This is a genomic window from Nitratiruptor sp. SB155-2 (assembly GCF_000010325.1).
Lineage (GTDB): Bacteria > Campylobacterota > Campylobacteria > Campylobacterales > Nitratiruptoraceae > Nitratiruptor.
In genome coordinates, this window is record NC_009662.1 from 1,171,027 (window position 1) to 1,192,473 (window position 21,447).

General features: G+C 39.8%; 26 protein-coding genes. 11 read left to right on the plus strand and 15 right to left on the minus strand.

Features of this window, described 5'->3' with window-relative positions:
* Positions 1-166 precede the first annotated feature (166 nt).
* The 3 genes from NIS_RS06175 to NIS_RS06185 are packed head-to-tail and all read left to right on the plus strand — an operon-like array spanning position 167 to position 2,049.
* A complete protein-coding gene (locus NIS_RS06175) occupies positions 167-682 on the plus strand; it encodes a ferritin-like domain-containing protein (RefSeq protein ID WP_012082523.1) in 516 nt (171 codons plus the stop codon).
* Positions 679-1,539 carry a sulfurtransferase gene (locus tag NIS_RS06180; RefSeq protein ID WP_012082524.1) on the plus strand — a complete coding sequence of 287 codons (861 nt, stop codon included), beginning with the start codon at positions 679-681 and terminating at the stop codon, positions 1,537-1,539. Before NIS_RS06175 ends, NIS_RS06180 begins: the two co-directional genes overlap by 4 nt.
* A 3-nt stretch (positions 1,540-1,542) precedes the next feature.
* Complete coding sequence (locus NIS_RS06185) at positions 1,543-2,049, plus strand: YceI family protein (RefSeq protein WP_012082525.1); 507 nt, start codon at positions 1,543-1,545, stop codon at positions 2,047-2,049.
* Between the two features lie 6 nt (positions 2,050-2,055).
* Here NIS_RS06185 and NIS_RS06190 read toward each other — a convergent pair whose 3' ends face one another.
* From NIS_RS06190 to ilvC, 8 genes are all read right to left on the minus strand, one after another.
* Positions 2,056-3,477 carry an ABC1 kinase family protein gene (locus tag NIS_RS06190; RefSeq protein ID WP_197524218.1) on the minus strand — a complete coding sequence of 474 codons (1,422 nt, stop codon included), beginning with the start codon at positions 3,475-3,477 and terminating at the stop codon, positions 2,056-2,058.
* A 109-nt stretch (positions 3,478-3,586) separates the two neighbouring features.
* Positions 3,587-3,853 carry a hypothetical protein gene (locus NIS_RS06195; protein WP_012082527.1) on the minus strand — a complete coding sequence of 89 codons (267 nt, stop codon included), beginning with the start codon at positions 3,851-3,853 and terminating at the stop codon, positions 3,587-3,589.
* Positions 3,854-3,883: 30 nt separating this feature from the next.
* Positions 3,884-4,975, minus strand: a complete 1,092-nt coding sequence (locus NIS_RS06200) for a S1C family serine protease (protein ID WP_012082528.1) — start codon at positions 4,973-4,975, stop codon at positions 3,884-3,886.
* Positions 4,972-5,328: a hypothetical protein gene (locus NIS_RS06205; protein WP_012082529.1), complete on the minus strand. Its 357-nt coding sequence runs from the start codon at positions 5,326-5,328 to the stop codon at positions 4,972-4,974. The genes NIS_RS06200 and NIS_RS06205 overlap by 4 nt, the downstream gene beginning before the upstream one ends.
* Entirely contained in the window at positions 5,328-6,047 is a 720-nt protein-coding gene (locus tag NIS_RS06210) for a DNA-processing protein DprA (RefSeq protein ID WP_012082530.1), read from the minus strand. Before NIS_RS06210 ends, NIS_RS06205 begins: the two co-directional genes overlap by 1 nt.
* Positions 6,040-7,374 carry an SLC13 family permease gene (locus NIS_RS06215; RefSeq protein ID WP_012082531.1) on the minus strand — a complete coding sequence of 445 codons (1,335 nt, stop codon included), beginning with the start codon at positions 7,372-7,374 and terminating at the stop codon, positions 6,040-6,042. The genes NIS_RS06210 and NIS_RS06215 overlap by 8 nt, the downstream gene beginning before the upstream one ends.
* A gap of 9 nt (positions 7,375-7,383) precedes the next feature.
* Positions 7,384-8,379: a divergent polysaccharide deacetylase family protein gene (locus tag NIS_RS06220; protein WP_041354265.1), complete on the minus strand. Its 996-nt coding sequence runs from the start codon at positions 8,377-8,379 to the stop codon at positions 7,384-7,386.
* Between the two features lie 34 nt (positions 8,380-8,413).
* A complete protein-coding gene (gene ilvC, locus NIS_RS06225; protein WP_012082533.1) occupies positions 8,414-9,436 on the minus strand; it encodes a ketol-acid reductoisomerase in 1,023 nt (340 codons plus the stop codon).
* A 163-nt stretch (positions 9,437-9,599) separates the two neighbouring features.
* Here ilvC and NIS_RS06230 point away from each other — a divergent pair, with 163 nt between their 5' ends.
* The 5 genes from NIS_RS06230 (at position 9,600) to rpsR (ending at position 13,681) form a co-directional block, all read left to right on the plus strand.
* Positions 9,600-11,531 (plus strand): VacB/RNase II family 3'-5' exoribonuclease, encoded by a 1,932-nt coding sequence (locus tag NIS_RS06230; RefSeq protein ID WP_012082534.1) that lies wholly within the window; start codon positions 9,600-9,602, stop codon positions 11,529-11,531.
* Positions 11,524-12,483 carry a DNA polymerase III subunit delta gene (gene holA, locus NIS_RS06235; RefSeq protein WP_012082535.1) on the plus strand — a complete coding sequence of 320 codons (960 nt, stop codon included), beginning with the start codon at positions 11,524-11,526 and terminating at the stop codon, positions 12,481-12,483. Before NIS_RS06230 ends, holA begins: the two co-directional genes overlap by 8 nt.
* 77 nt (positions 12,484-12,560) lie before the next feature.
* Positions 12,561-12,947: a 30S ribosomal protein S6 gene (rpsF, locus tag NIS_RS06240; protein ID WP_012082536.1), complete on the plus strand. Its 387-nt coding sequence runs from the start codon at positions 12,561-12,563 to the stop codon at positions 12,945-12,947.
* Positions 12,940-13,392, plus strand: coding sequence for a single-stranded DNA-binding protein (gene ssb / locus NIS_RS06245; RefSeq protein WP_012082537.1), 453 nt, complete (start codon positions 12,940-12,942; stop codon positions 13,390-13,392). The genes rpsF and ssb overlap by 8 nt, the downstream gene beginning before the upstream one ends.
* Before the next feature lie 13 nt (positions 13,393-13,405).
* Positions 13,406-13,681, plus strand: a complete 276-nt coding sequence (gene rpsR / locus NIS_RS06250) for a 30S ribosomal protein S18 (protein WP_012082538.1) — start codon at positions 13,406-13,408, stop codon at positions 13,679-13,681.
* Positions 13,682-13,702: 21 nt separating this feature from the next.
* On the opposite strand, the gene NIS_RS06255 is transcribed toward rpsR, so the two are convergent.
* The 7 genes from NIS_RS06255 to NIS_RS06285 are packed head-to-tail and all read right to left on the minus strand — an operon-like array spanning position 13,703 to position 19,343.
* Positions 13,703-15,541, minus strand: coding sequence for an HDOD domain-containing protein (locus NIS_RS06255; RefSeq protein WP_012082539.1), 1,839 nt, complete (start codon positions 15,539-15,541; stop codon positions 13,703-13,705).
* The gene (locus NIS_RS06260) at positions 15,541-16,221 is read right to left on the minus strand and encodes a class I SAM-dependent DNA methyltransferase (RefSeq protein WP_012082540.1); all 681 of its coding nucleotides are present in this window, start codon (positions 16,219-16,221) and stop codon (positions 15,541-15,543) included. Before NIS_RS06260 ends, NIS_RS06255 begins: the two co-directional genes overlap by 1 nt.
* On the minus strand, positions 16,211-16,828 hold the full coding sequence (gene hisG, locus NIS_RS06265; protein ID WP_012082541.1) for an ATP phosphoribosyltransferase: 618 nt from the start codon (positions 16,826-16,828) through the stop codon (positions 16,211-16,213). The genes NIS_RS06260 and hisG overlap by 11 nt, the downstream gene beginning before the upstream one ends.
* Positions 16,822-17,430, minus strand: coding sequence for a type III pantothenate kinase (locus NIS_RS06270; protein ID WP_012082542.1), 609 nt, complete (start codon positions 17,428-17,430; stop codon positions 16,822-16,824). The genes hisG and NIS_RS06270 overlap by 7 nt, the downstream gene beginning before the upstream one ends.
* Entirely contained in the window at positions 17,417-17,743 is a 327-nt protein-coding gene (locus NIS_RS06275) for a hypothetical protein (RefSeq protein ID WP_012082543.1), read from the minus strand. Before NIS_RS06275 ends, NIS_RS06270 begins: the two co-directional genes overlap by 14 nt.
* On the minus strand, positions 17,740-18,744 hold the full coding sequence (locus NIS_RS06280; RefSeq protein ID WP_012082544.1) for a PQQ-binding-like beta-propeller repeat protein: 1,005 nt from the start codon (positions 18,742-18,744) through the stop codon (positions 17,740-17,742). Before NIS_RS06280 ends, NIS_RS06275 begins: the two co-directional genes overlap by 4 nt.
* Positions 18,741-19,343 carry a tetratricopeptide repeat protein gene (locus NIS_RS06285; RefSeq protein WP_012082545.1) on the minus strand — a complete coding sequence of 201 codons (603 nt, stop codon included), beginning with the start codon at positions 19,341-19,343 and terminating at the stop codon, positions 18,741-18,743. Before NIS_RS06285 ends, NIS_RS06280 begins: the two co-directional genes overlap by 4 nt.
* A gap of 58 nt (positions 19,344-19,401) precedes the next feature.
* On the opposite strand from NIS_RS06285, the gene gatC reads away from it, so the two are divergent.
* Genes gatC through NIS_RS06300 form a run of 3 tightly spaced genes read left to right on the plus strand, consistent with a single transcriptional unit; the run spans position 19,402 to position 21,443 of the window.
* Positions 19,402-19,737: an Asp-tRNA(Asn)/Glu-tRNA(Gln) amidotransferase subunit GatC gene (gene gatC / locus NIS_RS06290; protein WP_012082546.1), complete on the plus strand. Its 336-nt coding sequence runs from the start codon at positions 19,402-19,404 to the stop codon at positions 19,735-19,737.
* Between the two features lie 8 nt (positions 19,738-19,745).
* Positions 19,746-20,810: a type IV pilus twitching motility protein PilT gene (locus NIS_RS06295; RefSeq protein WP_012082547.1), complete on the plus strand. Its 1,065-nt coding sequence runs from the start codon at positions 19,746-19,748 to the stop codon at positions 20,808-20,810.
* 12 nt (positions 20,811-20,822) lie between these two features.
* Complete coding sequence (locus tag NIS_RS06300) at positions 20,823-21,443, plus strand: CvpA family protein (protein WP_012082548.1); 621 nt, start codon at positions 20,823-20,825, stop codon at positions 21,441-21,443.
* Positions 21,444-21,447: the final 4 nt, after the last annotated feature.

Sequence of the window (21,447 nt, forward strand, 5' to 3'; positions counted from 1 at the left end):
TATATTTACTGCATTTATACATCATTCATTACTAGTTTGTCAAAAATTTTACTATATAATTATTTTATTAAGATAGAAATAAGAATATTATTTGATAATTTTTTTCTTTAAAATTAATTTTTTTGTAAGTATATTTTAGCAAAAATAGACCCATAAAGGAGAAATCATGGCTCGTAAAGGGATAAGCATCCTCAAAGGAATAGAAGCGAACGAAATCATAGCGCTACTCAACAAGGCCTATGCCGATGAGTGGCTGGCCTATTATCAATATTTTATTGAAGCGAAAGTTGTAAAAGGGATCATGAAAGATGGTGTTGTAGCCGAACTGAACCAGCACGCTGCTGATGAACTGAGGCATGCCACCATGGTGGCAGACAGAATTTTGCAACTTGGAGGAGAGCCGCTGTTACATCCAAAAGATTGGTTCATTCATGCAAACTGTGCTTATGAAGCTCCCACAAATCCTAATGTGTTAAATGTTTTGGAACAAGCCATCAAAGGGGAGCAATGTGCCATTGAAGTCTATAGCCGATTAGCTGAAATCACACAGGGAAAAGATATAGTCACATACGATATAGTGAGCCAGATATTGGCTGATGAAGTGGAGCATGAAGAGGATTTACAAGGACTGTATGAAGATATCCAAGAGTTTATCCATAACATAAAAGGAGAGATCCAATGAAAAAAGTGATCCTACTCTGTTTTTCACTAGCCCTTATTGCAGCTGAGCCTTTCGTTTCCGCCCATTGGCTTAAAAATCATCTGAATGACAAAAATATCGTCATATTAGATGTATCCAGTCCAAAGCTTTATAAAAAAGAGCATATACCAAAAGCGATCAATGCGCCAATTTCATTATGGCGCAAAAAAGTTGGCCATCACGCTCTTTTAAAAAATCCTAAAAAATTGGAACGAGTGATACGCTCTCTTGGAATTACCCAAAATTCGCATGTGGTTCTTTATAGTCACCGATGGGGAAAAGATTTTCTAAAAACGAGCTATACAGCATTTGCATTGGAGGCCATGGGTTTTACCAATAGCTCTATTTTAGATGGTGGATTGGATGCATATCGAAAAATTGCCAATCTTACAAATAAGAGCCAGACGCCAAAACTGTCTCATTTCAAGGCAACTTTCCATCCTGAACTTATAGCAGACAAATCTATGGTTTTAGCAAATATCGGTAAAATGCGTATGATCGATGCAAGAAATCCGATTTTTTATTTTGGAGCCGAAAAACAGAAGGTACTCGCAAGAGCCGGCCATATTCCAAAAGCAACAAGCTATTTTTGGGTTTTTAGCTTCCATGATGAGAAGATCAAAGATCCAAAAGAGTTACATGAAATGCTTATCGATGGATTGGGGCTCGATCCAGATAGCCCCGTGATCACCTACTGTACCGGTGGACTTGAAACAAGTATGAATTGGTATATCCTTCATCGAGTACTCGGTTTCAGTAAAGTCAGACTCTACGATGCGAGTATGAAGGAGTGGGCGAACGATCCGGATACGCCGCTCACAAAATACAAATGGGAGTGAAATATGAAAAAAATAGTCGTAACCGCATTGAGCATAGCTTCCCTTTTTGCATCCGAATGCAGTGTACAAAATCTCACATGGACTGCATATAAGACACCTCTAAAACTTGGAGTCACAGGAAGCTTTGACAAAATCGCTTTTACCCAAGGCAAGCAGTGCCTGGAAGGTGCCAAGGTAACAATAAATAAACACAGCGTCAATACAAAAAATCCAGGACGGGACAGAACATTGGATCAATTTTTCTTTTCACTTCTCAAAGGAGATATCGTAGCAAAGATTCTTAAAGTTCATGAAAAGAGACTTGATGTTGCCATCACCCTCAATGGCATTACAAAAACAGTGCCCTTTACCTATACAAAAGATGGAAATCTCATTCAAGCTAAAGGAGTCATCGATATATTCGACTTTCAAGGAAATAAAGCTCTAGCCAGTATCGCAAAAGCCTGTTTTGACAAACATCAGGGGAAAACCTGGAACGACGTTACACTTACTTTCGAAATCGCTCAATAATCATATCTAGTATAGAAAGAGCAATCGTAAAAAGGCAGCGGCAAAAAGGAAAACTCCCAAGCCCTGCCATACTCCTCCAATAAATACCAGCAAAATACCGAGAAGCATCACTGAAAAACTCGCAATTATCGGACGTATGTACTCTTTGAACTCTTTTCGTATCCACTCAAGTTGCAGTGGAGACATCTCAACTTGCAGGTTCCCTTCACTTGCCTTTTTGATAGTCGTTTTGAAATCTTTTGCAACGTAAGGGCTCTCCTTTATCTCATCAAAAATCATCTCGAATATTGAATCTTTGTATCCCAACGCTCTTGGAATGTTTTTTTGTAAAATCGGTAAAATATCCTTCACTCCGTTAAAATTTTCTATATACGTGGTTCCAAGTCCTTCAATAATCGCGCTGGCTCTAAGGATATATATCGCCTCCTGAGGCAGTTTAAAAGGCAGATCCCTCATCGACTCAAGGAGCTCAAAAGCCAGTTTTTGCATATTGAGTGCATTCAAACGCTCATTACTAAAAATTTCAAACATATTTTCAACCAGCTCTGCAGTTGCACCTTTTGGTGCTTCATACGCTATAACACCGAGTTTTTTTGCACTGGTGATGTAGAGTTCATAATCTTTTTCATAAGCAGATTTCACCATCTCGATAATAGCGACTCGCACGTCATTTGGAATTCTTTTGACCATTCCAAAATCAAGCAGTATAAGCTCACCTCTTTCATTGATCAAAAGATTTCCCGGATGGGGATCGGCATGAAAAAAACCGACGATAAGCATCTGTTCCGCATAAAAATCGATGAGCCGCTCCAATATCTGATGGAAGTCGATACCCATCCGCTGGAGCGCCTTTTTGTCATCGAACCGAACACCATCCATAAAACTCATGACAAGTGCATCGTCGCTGCAATAACATTCATAAGGTTTGGGAAATAAAATCTTGCAATGCGCATAGTTTTTTGCGAACTTTTTAAGGTTTTGTAGCTCTTTTGTAAGACTCACCTCTTGGACAATCATATCGGCAAATTCGTTTATCACAGCCTCTATCGAGTTTTTTGTATATTCGCTAAAAAGCGGACGAAAGAGAAGATTGATCCCTTTTAAGATCCTGATATCGCTTCGAATCCGTTTTTCTATGTTGAAACGTCTCAGTTTTACAGCGACCTCTTCTCCACTCTTCAAGATAGCTTTATGCACCTGTCCAATCGAAGCGCTTGCTATCGGATTTGAGTCAAAGTAAACAAATGGAGAGTTTTCAAAAGCTTTTTGGAATACCTTGTTTAGTTCATCCTCTTTCATCGGTGGTAATTCATCGTGCAAGGTTTTGAGCTCTTTGAGATACGACTCGTCAAAAAAGTCTGCCCTAGTAGCCAGAACCTGGGAAAGTTTAATGAAACTTGGTCCCAGTTCGACAATGACTTGTCTCATTTTTTGAGGTTTATACGGTTGTATTCCTAAAAATGAAGGTCTCTTTTTTATCAATAGGAAAAAAGAGAGTAACAATAGAAAGATCTTATAAATTCTTCCTAGTGAATAGTTATTTTTCAAGGAGCTTCTTCAACTCTTCGATATCATTTTTTGTTGCAAGTCCCAATTCAGAAACAACCTCTTTGAGCAATTTTTTGAGCTCTTGTTTGGCCCTGATTTCTTGCTCTTCTCCCTTCTCTTTCGCCTCTTCAATAATTTTTTTTACCTCCTCTTTGGAGACCTTCCCCTTTTCAGCAAGCTTTTGTAACTCCGCTTCCACCTTCTCTTTAGCAAGCAGTGCACTGCCGATTCCGAGCGTCAACATATCTTTTAGCATAACTGCTCCTTGCTTTTTTTCTATTATATCTTATTGTAAACGGACCTTGATATGCACCGTTTCTCTGCCCCGTAGAACTGTTAAAGTAATTTCGTCTCCATGGTTAAACTGCTCCAACATATCTTGCAGTTCTTGGAAACTATGCACCTTTTTGCCATTGACAGCCACGATAATATCGCCAAAAACTATTCGTCCGTCAGGATAGAGTATAGTCGGTTTGAGCCCTGCTACTGCCGCTGGGCTTTGAGGATCTACTTTTAAAACCACGACCCCTTCTATTCCAAATCTTTTTTGCAAAACTCTATTGATACGATCATCACTCTCTACACCAAGCCTTGGAGGCAGATAACGGCCATACGCAATGAGTGAGCTCACCACACGATTCACCGTATTGATAGGAATGGCAAAGCCGATCCCGGCACTTGCACCGCTGGGACTGTATATTGCGGTATTGACACCGATTACCCTGCCGGCACTATCTAGAAGTGGTCCTCCGGAGTTTCCGGGATTGATAGGGGCATCGGTTTGGATGGCTCCTTTGATTTTGGCCCCACTCTCCTCATCGATGACACGATTGAGTGCTGAGATGATGCCCATCGTCATCGTCCAATCCAATCCAAAGGGATTGCCGATAGCATACACTATCTGTCCAACTCTAAGCTTATCGCTATCTCCAATGATGACCGGCTTCATAATGCCTGGAATCGGTTTGATTTTCAGTACCGCCAAATCGTGCGATGGATCGGCTCCTACAAGCGTTGCTTTGTATCCAAGACCGTTACTGAGTGTCACAACCGCTTCACTGGCACCCTCAATCACATGAAAATTGGTAACGATATGACCGAAATTGTCCCAGACAAATCCGCTTCCCGTGCCCCTCGGAATATCCCATACATTCAAACTCCAGTAGTCTACCACTTTTTGGAGTGTTGAGATGTAAACGACACTCGGTTTGGCCTCTTCGAAAATTTTGATGTTGCTCTTTTCGATACTCATCAAATCGCCCCGAGGAGTGACGGGTTTTGGTTTGGCCGCTATCATCACTTCTACAAGAGGAATCATCCGCCATAGCACAAGGACCAAAAGTCCCGCCAAAAAACCGGCAAATATCTGTTTTCTCATTCCTTTTCCTCACATTTTGGAACCACAGTCACTACAGCGCTCTCTTTATTGAAAATAAGCAGTTGGTTTTCAAATGCCATGTAGTAATCATGCATCCCTTCATAACAATACTTCATGGATGAAATATCGACAAATTTCCGAATATGTACCAAAACGGTTTCAGGAATTGGTGTATCATTTTTTTGCTGTTGAATAGGTTGTGTTTGCTTTTTTTCAACGAGTATATAGCGAACTTTCTTTCCGTTCTCTTCCACCTCTTCGGCTTCAATTTCTCCTTTGACAATCATGTGGATCACTTGCGCTCTGCTCATCTTTTTCATTTTTGCATATTTATTCAAAGGAATACGTTCCATCATGCTCCTTTATAAACTATTTTTAGATTCTGTATTTCTATCAGGCCTTGCAACTCGGCTTCCAAAATCCTCTCACCGAACCGCTGCAAAGCCTCTTCATATAAAGGATTTGTTTTGAGATATTCAATGAAAGCGTCCCTCTTTTCTTTTCCGACGAACTGATCAATATCCCATATCACTTCTGCCACGCCCTCTTTGATCAAATCGTTCGTCCCTTCGCTTTCTCCCATTCTATGCGGCAAGACATAGATCTTTTTCCCAAACTTTTGTGCTATTTCGGCACTTCGCATACTCCCGCTGTTTCTGTCTGCCTGGGTAATGACAAGGTATCCACCGAGGGCTACGACCGTTTCGTTACGTACGACGAAACTCCATTTCGTAGCCCTTTTTCCATAATCAAACCGGCTAAGAACCAAACCCTCTTTTTCAATCTTTTCAATGAGTCCTGCATTCACCGCGGGATAGCGAATATCCAAACCCGTTGCAACAACGGCAATGGTATTTGAAAATCCGGCTCCTTTGTGTGCCAAAGCATCCACTCCCATGGCAGCGCCACTGACAACAACATACCCTTTCTGGGCCAAAGCAGCAGCGAGCTGTATGGTTTTGGCTTTGGTATAGCTGTTTGGCCTTCGAGTCCCTACGATAGAGACCTTAGGTCTTTGTAAAAGTTGCAGATCCCCCTTATAGTAGTGTTTTACACCTTCTATCTCAACCAAAATAGACTCTCCAAACCGTAGTGGCCACGACAGTGACGAGGATGACACCAAGCAGATTGACCCAAAAACCTATTTTCGCCATCTCTTTTATCTTGATGACGCGAGAACTCATCACTATCGCATTAGGCGGGGTTGCAATAGGCAACATAAACGCGTAACTTGCCGCAATAGTCGCTGTGAAAAGGATGATAGGGGTCGGAAAATGATGTTGCATACTAAATTCATACAGTATTGGCAAAATAATGGAAGTGAGCGCCGTGTTGCTTGTAATTTCTGTAGCGAAGGAGACGAAAAGAGCAATGATAAAAAGTAAAAGCGGTAAAGAAAACCCGGAAAAAACAGAGAACTCCTTCGCGATTGATTCAGCAAGTCCTGTCTGAATGAAAGCTTTTGCGATCGCAAAACCGGCTCCAAATAAAAAAACGATCTCATAGGGCATCTCTTTGGTATCACTCCATTGTAAGATATCGACCCCGGGGAGAAAGAGCATCAATCCAAAACCCAATAAAAGTATTTTCTCATTCATGCTCCATCCAACAAGAGGTCTAAAAACAGCATTTACCAGCAACAATCCAACGAGCGTACCTAAAATCAAAAGAAGTTTTTTTTGCTCTCTCGTCAATTCTCCTATCGGCTCAAGCGCACATGAAATATCTCTATCTTTAACACGTAATGAGAGAAACCAAGGAACAATCAATAACATGCCAATAACGACAGGTATCGTCAATCCCATCCACTCCAAAAAGGTAGGCTCTTGGATATTCCAATCCTCCAAAAAACCAAGAAGAATAAGGTTTGGAGGCGTCCCTATAGGAGTAAATATGCCTCCGATACTCGCTCCATAAGCAGTCGCCAAAAGATATCGGACTTTCAGTGCAGGGTCTTCAGTCAAAAAAAGAGCGATTGGGACAAGCATGATCGTTACTGTGGTATTGGACAAAAAAGCACTGAGTGTAGCGGAAGTAACCGCCAAGGCATAGATGACTCCCCGAGCACTTTTTGGAAAGAAACGTAATAGTCTATTGGCTATGATTTGGTGCAGGAAGGTTTTTTGCATTCCGATAGCCAGTAAAAATCCTCCTATGAAAAGAAAGATTATCGATTTTGAATAGTTTGGAGCAGTACTCTTCATATCCAAAATGCCAAACAGGGGAAAAAGAATCAGTGGTAGCAGCGATACAACACCAAGTGGCAACGCTTCGCTACTCCAAAGATAAACGAGGGTTGCAACGATGCCCACCAAAAAAGATTGCTTCAAGGTAAAAAGTGTCGAAGAAAGGAAAAAAAGGATTGTTCCAAGCACTATAGAAATCAATATATGCCGCACAGTAACCCTTTATTTGAGAAGACTATCTACATATATTAGTTGAACTTGATTTAAAATATCTTTAGACTTCCGAAGGGCTTTGAGTGTTGCGGGATGGGGATGGCCTATCGCAATGGCAACCCCTCGTTTTTTTGCAAGTGCAACGGCTTGACGCAGCTGATTTTTGATGTAAGCCACATTTTGCTCATTATCCAAAAATACGTTTCTTGCAAGATAGGGTCGTCCAAGCTCTTTATCCAGTTTTGGTACGACGGTCTGCGCCGTCGTTCTACTGTCCAAAAAGACGAAATGGTACTTATCCAGTACCTTATATAATCGTTTCATCGCTTCATAATCCGCCGTAAAGCGGCTTCCCGTATGGTTGTTGATCACTTTCGCTTTTGGAAACTCTTTTCGTATTTTTGCGATAACTCTCTCGATTGTTTGAAGAGAAGATGTGATTCGCAACGTATCTGGTTCTTCATGCAAATAGTGGTTTGCTTCCATCGGTAGATGGATCATGTAATGGGAAAACATCGCCGCATATTGAGGCGTTTTTGGGTGTCTTGGAGATGGAGGAAAGAAGGAAGGATTGATAGGAATCCCAAGATTTTTGATCGTTTTTGCCTGGTATCCATAAGCAACATCGTCGATAATAATGGCAAGTTTTGGTTTATCTGTATCTATGGCTTTTTCATGTTTTTGCTGCAAAATGGAAGGCTCTTTCATCCGTTCACTGTTTCTTTTGTAATCTTCTATTTCTGAAAGTACCGCCTGATGTTTTTTTGCAACGTTACGAACAGTTTTTCTCTTTGGTCTCTTTTTTTGAAGAGTTTTTATTTTGGTCTGTTCAACTCTTTTTGTATACTTCTCTTTAGCCTGTTCGTAGCCTTGTTCGTATCCGAGTGTATAGAGGAAAAAACCCGTTCCAGCAACGCCAAAAAGAAGAAGTGCTATGAGAATGGTATAAAGAAACTCTTTTGAACTCTTTTTTTTCCTCTTTTTTGTGGAGCGTTTTTTAGCCATGAAGCGCATATAACATAGGGAGGAGCCCTATGTTTTAGTTCTTTTCTTGGTCGACGATTTTATTTGCCGTAATCCAAGGCATCATCGCTCGAAGTCGCTTACCCACTTGCTCGATCGGATGTGCTTCACAGTTTCGTCTCTCAGCCGTCATTCTCGGATATCCAGCCATACCTTCAAGGATAAAATCTTTTGCAAATTTTCCGTTTTGGATCTCTTTCAAAATATCCTTCATCGCCTGTCGACTTGCTTCATTGATCACTCTTGGACCACTGACATAGTCTCCATACTCTGCAGTGTTACTGATAGAGTATCTCATGTTTGCCAAACCGCCTTCATAGATAAGATCAACGATGAGTTTGAGCTCATGCAAGCATTCAAAATATGCCATCTCCTCTGGATATCCTGCTTCAGTGAGTGTTTCAAATCCTGCTTGGATTAGGGCACTTACACCCCCACAAAGGACGGCTTGTTCACCGAAAAGATCTGTTTCAGTCTCATCTTTGAAAGTAGTATGGATAATTCCGGTTCGTCCACCACCAATAGCACTTGCATAGCTTTTTGCAAGTTCCAATGTGTTGCCGCTTGGATCTTGTGCAACCGCGATCAAATCCGGAATCCCGCCACCTTTGACAAATTCGCTTCTCACTGTATGTCCGGGAGCTTTTGGAGCAACCATCATAACATTGATATCGGCTCTGGGTTTGATTCTTCCATAATGGATATTGAATCCATGACCAAAAGCGATCGTATCACTCTCTTTGAGATTTGGTTCGATATCTCGGTAATATACTTCGCTTTGGATCTCATCAGGAATCAAGATCATCACAACATCGGCCCATTCAGAAGCGTCAGCAACTTCTAAAACATCGAAACCTTTTGCTTCCGCCTTTTTCCAGCTTCTACCACCAGGGTACAGACCGATTTTAACCTCTACACCGCTGTCTCTTAGGTTTTCAGCATGCGCATGTCCCTGGCTTCCAAAGCCAATAATCGCTACTTTTTTACTTTTAATCAAATTGATATCACAATCTTTGTCATAATAGATTGGTAATGCCATCGTACATCCTTTGGAAAATTTTGGCTAATTTTACTTAAAACTTCTTTATGTCTGAATAAAAGTTGGAACTGGAAATAGGGAATTAGGAATGAGTAAATAAATTCTTTCCAAATTCCTCTACTACTTTTGTTATAATTCTTAAAAAGATTTAAGGAAATATATTTTGAAAGAATTTATACTCAAACTCATTCGAGGAATCGATAAAAAAGATATTCCAAGAGAGTATCTACCTTTAGTGGATGATCTTCTACGCCATAAAATCATAAAGGTAGACGGCAAAATCTATACAATCAGTTCAAAATATCGTGTCGGAAAAATTGACATTGCAAGAAATGGCACAGGATTTTTAGAGGTTCTTGGCATCAATGCTAAAGATCTTCTCATAGAACCCCAAGATCTTAATGGAGCCACCAAAGGCGATCTTGTAGTCGCCAAGCGAATATTTAAAGGCGGAGGTCGCCCAAAAGCAAAAGTGGTTTATATCCTTGAAAAAGCTTTCCGCTTCAGTGTGGCGTACTATGACAAAGAAAACAACATCTTTTTCAATGTGAAAAATGAGATGCCAATTGCTGTAAAAGCATCAAAAAAGTCACTTAAAAACCTTCCAGATGGTACCGTTGTGAAAATTGACAATGAAGCAGCCTTTATCGTCGAAGTCCTTGGTGTTTTAGACGATCCATTTGTAGATGAAAAGATTTCATTAGCTCTTTACAACAAAAAGGAGGAGTTTAGCAAGGAAGCGGAACTTGAAGCAAGCGCCTATGGAAGCGTTGTGGATAAAAGTCTCTATCCCAATCGAGTCGATCTGACTCATCTGCCCTTTTGCACGATCGATCCAGTTACCGCGAAAGATCACGACGATGCCATTTACTTTGATCAAAATTCAAATACACTCTATGTTGCCATTGCCGATGTAAGCGAATATGTCAGCGCTATGGGACCAATCGACAAAGAGGCAAAAGAGCGGGGCTTTAGTATCTACCTTCCACACAAATCGATCCCTATGCTGCCAAGAAGCCTGAGTGAAGGGATCTGCTCACTCAAAGAAAATGAAGAGCGCTTGGCCTATGTGAGTAAAATCACACTCAATGAATCGTATGAGCCTGTCAAAGAAGAACTCTTCGATGCCATTATCAAAAGTAGACGAAAATATAGCTATGACCGTGTAGATGAGTTTATAGAAGGCAAACGAATCGGAATTGACAACACAGATGAAGAGATTTTGGCATGGCTGATGCCGCTTTTTGAAGTGACTAAAGAACTTCGAAAAAAGCGGCTCCAAAAAGGGTTTGAATTTACCAATCCTGAAATCAGACTCGTTCTTGACGAAAATCAAGAGCTTGTTGAAACTGTTATAGAAACAGAAACACCCAGTCATACACTGATCGAGGATTGTATGCTTTTAGCGAACAAAGCGACTGCCAAGATGTTTGATTATGGAATCTTTCGAACCCATGAAGAGCCTTCCATGGAAAAGATCGAAGAGCTATTAAACGATTTGGCGCAAGTTGGGATCTTCACAAAAGAGTACAACACCATTCACGAACTCTTTTTGCATATCCAAAAAGAGGCCGAGAAACTGGGCATCAAAGAGCATGTGGACAGGCTTCTCATTAGAACCCAAAAACAGGCAGGCTACACCGCCGAAAATATTGGACATTTTGGACTTGGTTTTGAAAAATATACCCATTTCACTTCCCCTATTCGAAGGTACAGCGATTTGACACTCCATAGACTGCTTAAGGCATTGATCCAAGAAAACAAGAAGCAGCTCGATTTTATTTTGCGAAACATTGAACCGTTAACCGTTCGTATCAGCGAACTTGAGCGAGAGGCGGCAAAAGTGGAGTGGGACTTTATGGATAGAAAGTTTGCCAGATGGGCAAAAAGAAATTTGGGCAAACGGTTTCGAGCCATTGTCACTGATCCTGAATCAACGCCAATCGCCCAAATTGATGATGAGATAAAAGGAGCCCGAATCTTTTTGCCAAGAGCCCAGGTAGAACTTTTTGATACAATCATCGTTGAAATCATCGATGTCAATATCGCCACCACAAAAATCTACGCAAAAGTAGTGGAAGTATTGGATGTATAAAAAAGAGTTTGACACCCAAAAAAAAACATACAATGCCTATCTTTTTTGGGGTGATGAGCCCTACTTCACACAAAAATACACCAAAAAAACAGCTGACTCCATTACCCCGAAAGAGAATCGCTTACAACTCTATTTTGACGAATATGATTTTGAAGCGGCCAAGAATTACCTTTCGCAAGCTTCTTTGTTTGGCGACACCAATCTTTTGATTATCAAACATGACAAAGCGTTACCCAAAAAAGAGATCGAAACGCTTATCCAACTGTGCAACAAAAATCCCAACTCCTTTTTAATCTATCAACTCGATTCCAATGAGGGCAAAAAACTTGAAACGCTTTTTGGTCCTAAAAATAGTGCAGTACATGTACGTTTTTTCAAACCCTCTTTACATGAAGCGAAAAACGAACTTTTGCACTATGCCAAAGAGCAAAACATCAATATCGATAGCTATAGTATCGAACATCTTTTAGCCACTTTGCAAAATAATCTCTCGCTTGCTATTCAAGAACTTGCAAAACTCTCCTTGATAGAAGGTCCGATTGGTTCCAAAGAGATAGATGCTTTGGTTTTTCCTCTCAATCCATTGAAACTGGAACATCTGTATAAGTCAATCATAAAAAAGGAGCCCATCGAAGAACAACTCCAAAAGATTTTGGAAGAAGAGCAAAATGAGATGAAAATTTTGCTTGGTTTTGAAAATTTCCTGCAACAGCTCTTTTTATTTTACAGCTATATTCGGCTCCATGGCAAAAGCGACTCCAAAGCCATTTTGGGTTATAAACTCCCAAAACAGATAGAAGAGGAACGCGTACAACTGGCTATACGTATCAAAAAATATCCGGAAATTTTTCTCTTGCTTCAAGAGTGCGAACTCCTTTTGAAGACAAAAACCAATATCGACAAAGAAGCAATCTTGTTTTCTTACTTAATAAAAATACAAGCTTTGTTTTGATAGTATAAGGGCGCTTTTTTATATTGAGAAAAAAGCCTTGCCGGGGAAACTCGGATATATAGCCATAAGGAGAAGAAATGAGACATTACGAGACACTTTTCGTGCTCAAGCCTACTTTGACGGATGAAGAGTCCAAGGCGAAATTTGAGTTCATTAAAGAGGTGATCCAAAACAACGGTGGCGAAATCGTTGCTACTGAGGATCTTGGTGTAAGAAAACTTGCGTATCCTATTCAAAAATTTGAGCGGGGACATTACTATATCATCTACTTTACCGCACCTTCTCATACTGTTTTGGAGCTTGAAAGAATCTATCGAATCACTGAAGATGTCATCCGATTCTTGACTATCAAATATGAAACAAAAAAAGATATTAGCGCTTGGGAAAAGATGGTTGAAAGAGCAAAAAAACTAAGCGGACAAACAAACAGCGAAGCAAAAGAAGAAGCAAACGAAAATGTTTAATAAAGTCATAATGGTCGGCAACCTCACCCGCGATATCGAACTGCGATATACCGGGTCTGGTATGGCGATTGCAAAAAGTGCTATAGCAACAAACAGGCGCTACAAAACCCAAAGCGGCGAACAAAAAGAGGAGACCTGTTTTATTGACATCACACTTTTTGGACGAGCTGCAGAAATTGCCAACCAGTATCTCTCCAAAGGGAGAAAAGTACTGATCGAGGGCCGACTCGTGTATGAGCAGTGGGTAGATCAAAACGGAAACAAACGAAGCAAGCACTCTATCGCAGTGGATAACCTGCAAATGCTTGGAGGACGTGAAGAAGGAACAACAGCTGTTCCGAATGAGCCAAGAGCGAGTGCTCAGCCTCAACCCACTCCAGCCCAACCGGTACAAAAGCCAGAAATTCCAGAAATAAACATCGATGATGATGAAATTCCATTTTAGAAAGGATTAGACAGTGGCAGAAAAAAGAAGATTTAAAAAAAGAACTTGCAAATATTGTGAACAAAAAGTTACATTTATCGATTACAAAGATATCGAATTGATCAAACATAGTCTAAGCGAACGATACAAAATCATGCCAAGACGACTCACAGGAAACTGTAAAAAACATCAAGTCATGGTAGAAGAAGCGATTAAGAGAGCGAGACACGCTGCACTTGTTCCATATATCGTTGATAGAAAACGGGTAATTCCAAACCCATTTGAAGAACTTCAGCCAATCTACAAATAATAAAACGGGCCTACGCCCGTTTTACTTTAAACACTCTACATATACACTCTTTTGCGTCACATAATCATTTTTGAACAACGCAATATCACAAGCAGATGTGCCAAGAAATTTATTGATTTGCTGTGCTGTGTTGGTAAGCATTTTGGTATAGAGAAGCGGACTTTGGTAGTAGCTTGGAAAATCGACAATATAAGGTTGTAATGCTTCAAAAAGCTCTTTGTTTTCATACTCTATCATCGAATCGCTGCTAAATGTACAAATAATCTTATCTTCGTAATCTTTCCATATTTTAAGAAAATCTTTTTGTAATTTTTTTGGAAGCTTGTCTACATCTTTAAAAACGACAAGATTGAATGCTTTGAATTGATCCATTGGGACTTCATCATCGGCCAGGGCACTGCAAGGCACTATAACAAAAGCGCTGTTTTTAAATCCAAATTCATCAAAATTGAGCACTTTTTCCAGTACGTCCATCGTATAATACTCATCTTCAAACCGTAAAGCTATTCTTGTCGCTTCGTCATCAAATAAAACAAGCATTCTATGAACATACTCATAATAGATCCCTGACCCAATGTAATTTTCCAATGAAAATGCATATCCGCTTCCAAGATCTGGCTGCTGAATCTTTTTGTCAATTCCCAAACGAACCAATTGCTGGTTGATAAGAGCGTTTGTTTCGTTGATAAATTCTTTTGTACTTACCGCATCATATCCCAATCGTTTGAGTCTATTATAAAAAACGACTCCACTGTATTTGTCTTTTGAAAGAATAAAGCGAAGAGCTAAAATACAAAGATAGACTATAAACCCAAAACGCATTTTTCTTTCGCTCAGTTCTATCGTAAAATGAGGTGTGTATTTGGGATAAAGCATCATGTTTGCCAATATAAATCCATCGTAGATATACCGAAAAATATTAAGCGAATCGACGAAATAATATTTGTTAATTTCAAAAAGATCGGTTCCAAACTCACGATATTCCATAAATCGCATCTCAAAACTAAAGAGTTCATACGGAGATTTATAAAGTTCAGCTAGACGTTTACTCTGTTTTGCAAGATATTCTGCTCCTATATTGAGAGTACTTAAAAAGTGGATCGCTTCATTGTTTCTATCTTTAAAGCCAAAAAGAGGCGCAAACTTTTTAAAATAAGCCCCTAAAACAATTTTATATATATCGAAATCTTTAAAATGTGAAAGGGATTCATCCGCTTTCGTACTCTCTTGCATAATATACTCATACACAATAGCCTTTACTCTATCAAAACCGAGCCTCGTAACGGCTCCTCCCTCATCTTTTACTTCACCCAGTCTGCTGTTTTCCAGTGAATTGGCTTGGGCGATAAGATGATCTCGTATTTTTGGAATAGCACGAATACTATCTTTAAATTTTTCTACACTTGTATTGGGATCTTCTAGTTCAAGCATAAGATTAATGATCGCTCTTTTTTTCTCCATATCGGGATCATGTTCCATATTTTGAAAATCGAGTAAAGATTTTGGTTCGATTTCACTCTCTTTGAGTTTGGTTTTTATCCGTTTTGCTACAGATTCGGCAAGATCATTTTCTAGCTTTAAAGCCATTTTTTTAGGAGCTACTCGTGATATTTTGGCATCAATACTGATTCCTTCAAACTCTAATTGCAAAGATTCACCCGTTTCATGGGACCCTTTCGTAACAGCTACAGCAAGACTCTTTTTTGAAAAATCGACAACCTCACCATAATTGCAAGTGGTACCAGACTTTGCAATATACCGATTCTCTTTTCGATGGTTAATGGCAATATGTTCAATTTCATTCGTTTCGCTGACAGCAACCTGCTCCTTTCTCTTTTTACCAAAACCAAACAACCCCATCATCTACCCTTTTGAAACGTCAATAACGCCTTATCTGCCTGATCTGCATACAACGATATCAAATCTATATCAACCAATTGTAACGCAAATTTTTTCAGGTCGGCAACATCATGATAATATTGCACTATATTATCGACAGATTTTTGAAAACAGTTATCTATCTGCTCAAAGAGAACAATTTTCGTCAGCAATTTTTCTCCGTCAAACTCCGCATCGATCCCTATACAAACATTGGTTTGATCAATAATCAGTGATCCTTGCGCGATCTCCTCAAAACCAAACAGTGTATTGATGTCGCAAAGAAAATAGCCACCAGTTTGCAAATTCTTCGCAATGCAACCAAAAAATCTCCCAAGATTTTTAGGCTCTATATAGTTGAGTACATCAAAAACGGCTGTGACCGCTGGATATTCACCATCAAGTGCACAGATATCGATGGCCTTCGCATGTAAGCCTTTTTCATGACATCTGCGAACCATCTCCGTACTCAAATCGACACCAAAAGGCTCCATATCCTTCTCGATTGCTAATTGCATAAAAACGCCGCTCCCACACCCCAAATCAAGAAAATTTTTTATTCCTAAACTCTGTAGCTTATCGATGTAGATTTGATAAAGTTTCTGTTTTTCATCCTCAAAGCCAAGATATGGTTCTATTTTCGCATAGAGTTCAAGACCCATATAAAACCTTACTCATCTGCTCACGCAAATGCAAAATTTGCGCTTTTTTCTGATAAAAGCTATTTTTATTAGCGATCAAAAAGGCACTGCTTTCCATGATCTTCAAAGCAGGTTTTAACCCGTTTTGACGCATTGTTTCACCGGTTTCTACAATATCGACAATCATATCAGCCAACCCCACCAGGGGTGCGAGTTCAATGGAGCCGTACAATTTGATAATTTCAACAGGAATTGCTTTCTTGCTAAAGAAATCTCTTGTGATGTTTTCCATTTTGGTAGCAACTTTATAGCTCGGTTTAGAAAAATCGAGACTCTCTTCTGCTTTTATTCCGATACAAATATCGCATCTGCCAAAACCAAGATCGAGCAGCCGCATAATATCGAGTCGTTTCTCCTCCAATACATCCAATCCTACAATACCGAGATCGGCTGCTTGATGATACACATATGTAGGAACATCTTGATTTCTCACTTTCATAAACCGAAAGCCACCTGCTTCCAAAATCAGTTTTCGTTTTCCAAATTCAAATTTCGTATCGAAAATCTTTTCAAAAAGGGCTAAAGAGTCCTCACCTATTCGACCCTTTGGAAGTGCAATCGTTAGCATAATCCATTCCTTTGTATTATTTGCTTCATCGCTTCAAAAATCATATGAGGTCTGTATATCGCATCTGGCAAATATTGCAACAGCAATCCTCCATCACCCCCTGTCACATACCACGGCTTTGGAAGTTTTTCGACCAGCGCCACCAAAGGAGCTATAAAACCGTAGCTCAGTGCCGAACGTGTCTCTTGAGGCAATCGATTTTTCAAAATATCCTGATAAGAAAAATCAAGCCTTGGTGAAATATTTCTAAAAGCTTCAAAAAAAGCTTTTTTCCCAGGATAGATAAATCCACCCGTATGAATATTGTCTTGCATCACATCAACCGTTATGGCACTCCCTGCGTCAATCACCGTTCCCTCATCTACAAGAGAGCATAATGCTTTTCTATCCACTCCCAATCCGTTATAGCTACTCTTTACAGAAACAAATGCTTCAAGATTGATCCACTTTTTGCAATCCGGAAAACTTTGTAAAGAGGGATGGACGCTAAGATAGAAAAGCCTTTGATCCTGATAGGACAAAAGCTCTTCTTGAGATACTATTTGCACCAATCCGTCATTGTATATTTTTATATTGGTATTTCCTATATCACAAAGAAGCATCGATTTTCCAGCCTCTTTTTTTGAGATACTCGGCCGCTTTTGAACACAGAGGTGCCTGCAGCAAAAGATATCTCTTTTTAAAATTGTGTCCCAGCTCTTTTGCAACCAAAGCACTCACACTTTCAAGCTCTTGAGCATCTTTTACCAAAAATCGACTTTTACGCGCTATCCGCAGGACAAGAATATATTCCTTTTTTTCGTTTACCCCTTCAAAAAGCTCCCATCTCTTTTTGATACCCAAAGAGACCAGATCAACTTGGCGCAATTGTTGAAAGAGCTCTCTGTTTTTCAGTTTTTCTACAAGTTTTTTCATCTATTGAGCGTAAAATATTTATCATTATAAAATACTTTGTCTTTTGCGGTAAAGATATACTCCTCCACTTTCGATGGGAATTCGAAGATATTGGAGGCCCTCAGATCCTTATCCAAAGCGATTATATATCCGCTTCGTTCTATGATGTACAGATACTCGCCATAAATCGCTCCGGTATAATGAGCGAAATTGTACTTTCTTTGTTTCAAGACGTTTAATGAGGGATCCGTAAGAGTGATAGTGCCATCTTTTGCCAGAAGATAGACTCTATTTTTTACATACACCACATCACTCAGCTCTACATCTAAAGCATTGGTAAATTGTGGCGTAACAGAGATGATTCTGTTTGGCGTTGCAGCAATCAATTTATCATCGATGACGTTTAAAAAGATGACATTGTTAAAATTTTCATGTGTTCCAACGATAATGGTGCGAAGCTCTTTCTTTCTTTCAGGATCAACCACAACGAGTTTCCCATCAAGGGTTGGAAAAATGACAAGTTTTCCCAAAAAATAAGGGTTGGCTATTTTCGTATCATTGGCGATTGCCGATTTTTGACGGGAGGAATAGAGCACATCACCACTTCGAATATCGATAAGCCCAAGAGAGTTGTCATCAAAAACAAGGGCAAGGAGATTCCCGTTGATGTTGGCCGCTATCGCATTTTTCATATCAAAACTTTTTTCAAAAATAATCTTTTTTGATGATGCATCTACAACTTCAACCCTCTTACATCTGTCAGCTATGATATATTTGCCCTCGCTCTTTTTAATGAATAGAAAATTTTTAGGCATTTTATAATCTTCTAAACCCTCTTGTGAAATAAACTCACCATCGGCGAGTGTTGCCCCATCTCTCAAAACATCTGTAATAGGAGCTGGTAAGTTCCCGTCAAAGCTAACGGCTCCTGCAATCTCTTCGGGCTGAAAATATTGTTTTGAACTGCATCCTGCAAATATAAGAGCCGCCGCGATACCGATTCCATATATCCATTTTTTCATCGATTTTCCTTCACACCGTAATGTTTAAGCATCTTTGCATAAAGATAGGCCTGAGAATTTTGTTTGATATCATCCAAAACTGCATGAGCCCCTTTGATGTTGTTCTGCGCCAATAGAGTATAGCCTCGATCCAAAATGGCATACTCTTGTAAGATGGTGTCTTTGTTTGCATACTCTTGTAAAGCCTTTTGATCTTTTTTGATAACGGCTATATGATACGAAGCAAGGTCGGACAAAATGGTATCGCCACCATTTTTTACTGCTTCCAGATCTTTTACACTATTACTGCTGACACCCTTTTGATACAGATAAAGCATATAGAGTTTTGGATTTTTGTTTTGCAAAATTTGTAAAGATGAAGAATCCTTTGGATTGTTTAAAAGTTTAAGATATGCAATATTGGACTCTTCCAAATCACCCTGTTTCTTCCACTCATATAAACTGTATCCAACACCCGCTAAAAGGGCCAAAACTACAGATGATATGATGACTTTGCTATATTTTTTGTACCACTTTTCAAGTCGAATGACCGACTCTAACAGCTTCTCTTCGTTGCTTAGCTCCTGTTTGATAAAATCGATGTTCTCTTTTGTTCCCAAAATCAGGCCTTTCAAGTCGTTTTGAATGCTTTAATCTTATCAAAGAAAAGATTATTTTATGGTAAAATGCTATCAAAAATTTCATGAAGGCATAGAAAAAATGCAAAAAATCGACCATCAACTACTAAAACGTCTTCAAAACCTCTCCATGGTTGAAGTAGACGAAGCAAAAAAAGATCAGATATTAGAGGAACTCAACAAGTTCTTGGAGTTTGTAGACATTTTGGATGAGCTGGATTACTCTGGGGTAGAAGCAACCTTTTCCCCTATTGAAGCATCAGCACCGCTCAGAAAAGATGAACCGAGTCCACATCCAGAAGTTGGACAAAAAATCCTACAAAACGCACCTAAATCGGAAGATAATTTCTTCATCGTTCCAAAAATCATTGAATAGGAAGCCCTATGCAAATCGAACTCACCTCTTTATTTAAAACTGTCGTAGCTCACAAAGCTTCCGATTTGCACCTCGTTGCAGGAAGTGAACCGCAAATCCGTATTGATGGTAGACTTGTCCCACTCAATCTTCCAAAACTGGAACCCAAAGAGGTACAGGAACTGCTATACAGCTTGCTGACAGAAAAACAGAAAAAAATATACGAAGAGGAGTTTGAGCTCGATTTCTCTTTTACCGTTCCAAATGTAGGACGTTTTCGGGCAAACTACTATAGAACTCTGGGAGCTCCGGCAGGAGCCTTTCGTATCATTCCCATGGAGATCCCGACTCTCGATGATTTAGGGGCTCCACAGGTATTTAAAAAGCTCGTAAAGCGTGAGAAAGGGCTTATTCTCATTACCGGTCCTACTGGAAGCGGTAAATCAACAACGCTCGCTGCAATGCTCAATGAAATCAACGAAACAGAGCGAAAACATATCATCACCATCGAAGATCCGGTAGAGTTCTTGCATAAAAACAAGCTCTCCCTATTCTCACATCGAGAACTGGGGCTCGACACGAAAAGCTATGCCAATGCATTGAAATATGCTCTTCGTGAGGACCCAGATGTTATCCTCATCGGTGAGATGCGAGATAGAGAAACGATTCATGCAGCCCTTACAGCCGCTGAAACGGGACACCTGGTTTTCGGTACATTGCACACAAATTCCGCACCAAGTACCATCAATAGGATCATCGATGTCTTTCCAGGTGACATGCAACCACAGATCAGAGCACAACTCGCTGGAAGTCTCGTAGCTGCAATTGCGCAGTCTCTTTTGCCAAAAATCGGAGGAGGACGAATAGCCGTACACGAAATATTGATCAACACCCCTGCCATTGCGAACCTCATTCGAGAAAACAAAGTACACCAGATCTATTCCCAAATGCAGCTCAACCAACAAGAGACGGAGATGCAGACACAAACAAAAGTATTACAAAAGCTCCTTATGCAACATGTCATCGACAAAGAGACCGCTTTACAATATGCCAACCGTCCAGAAGAGTTACTCAACTATATCAAACACCTGTAATTAAGGAACGAAATGGAACATATCACAAGTTTCGATATCGTCATCGCACTTATCATCTTCATTCTTGGTCTCAAAGGGCTCATTGACGGCTTTGTCAAGGAGTTTTTTGGACTTGCTGGTATCATCGGAGGGATCTATTTTGGATCACGCTATGCAGATACCGTTGGAAGTTTTATCGACCACAATATCATTACGATAAAAAATGAAGCCGCACTTACCTTCGTAGGCTTTCTCGTAGGGCTTTTTGGAATCTGGATAGCCATGGCTCTTTTGGGTAATCTTGTCACAAAACTCACACACATGAGCGGTCTTGGTTTCTTCAATAGACTCTTTGGAGTCTTGTTTGGATGGGCCAAGATCTTTTTGATTTTTGCCGTCATCATCTATGCAATATCAAGCATGGAGATCACCAAAAGAGTTCTTGAAAAATATACGAAAAACTCCATTCTCTACCCTCTTATGATTCAAACAGGTGCATATATCATCAAATTAAAACCGGAAGATTTCGTCTCGCAAGATGTTCAGGGCAAGAGCTCCAGACTTCTCCAGAACACAAAAAAAGATTTACAAACAAAAGCAATTCATCAAACAATCGATTCCACAGCAAAAAAACTTAACAACAGTAAGGAGTAACATT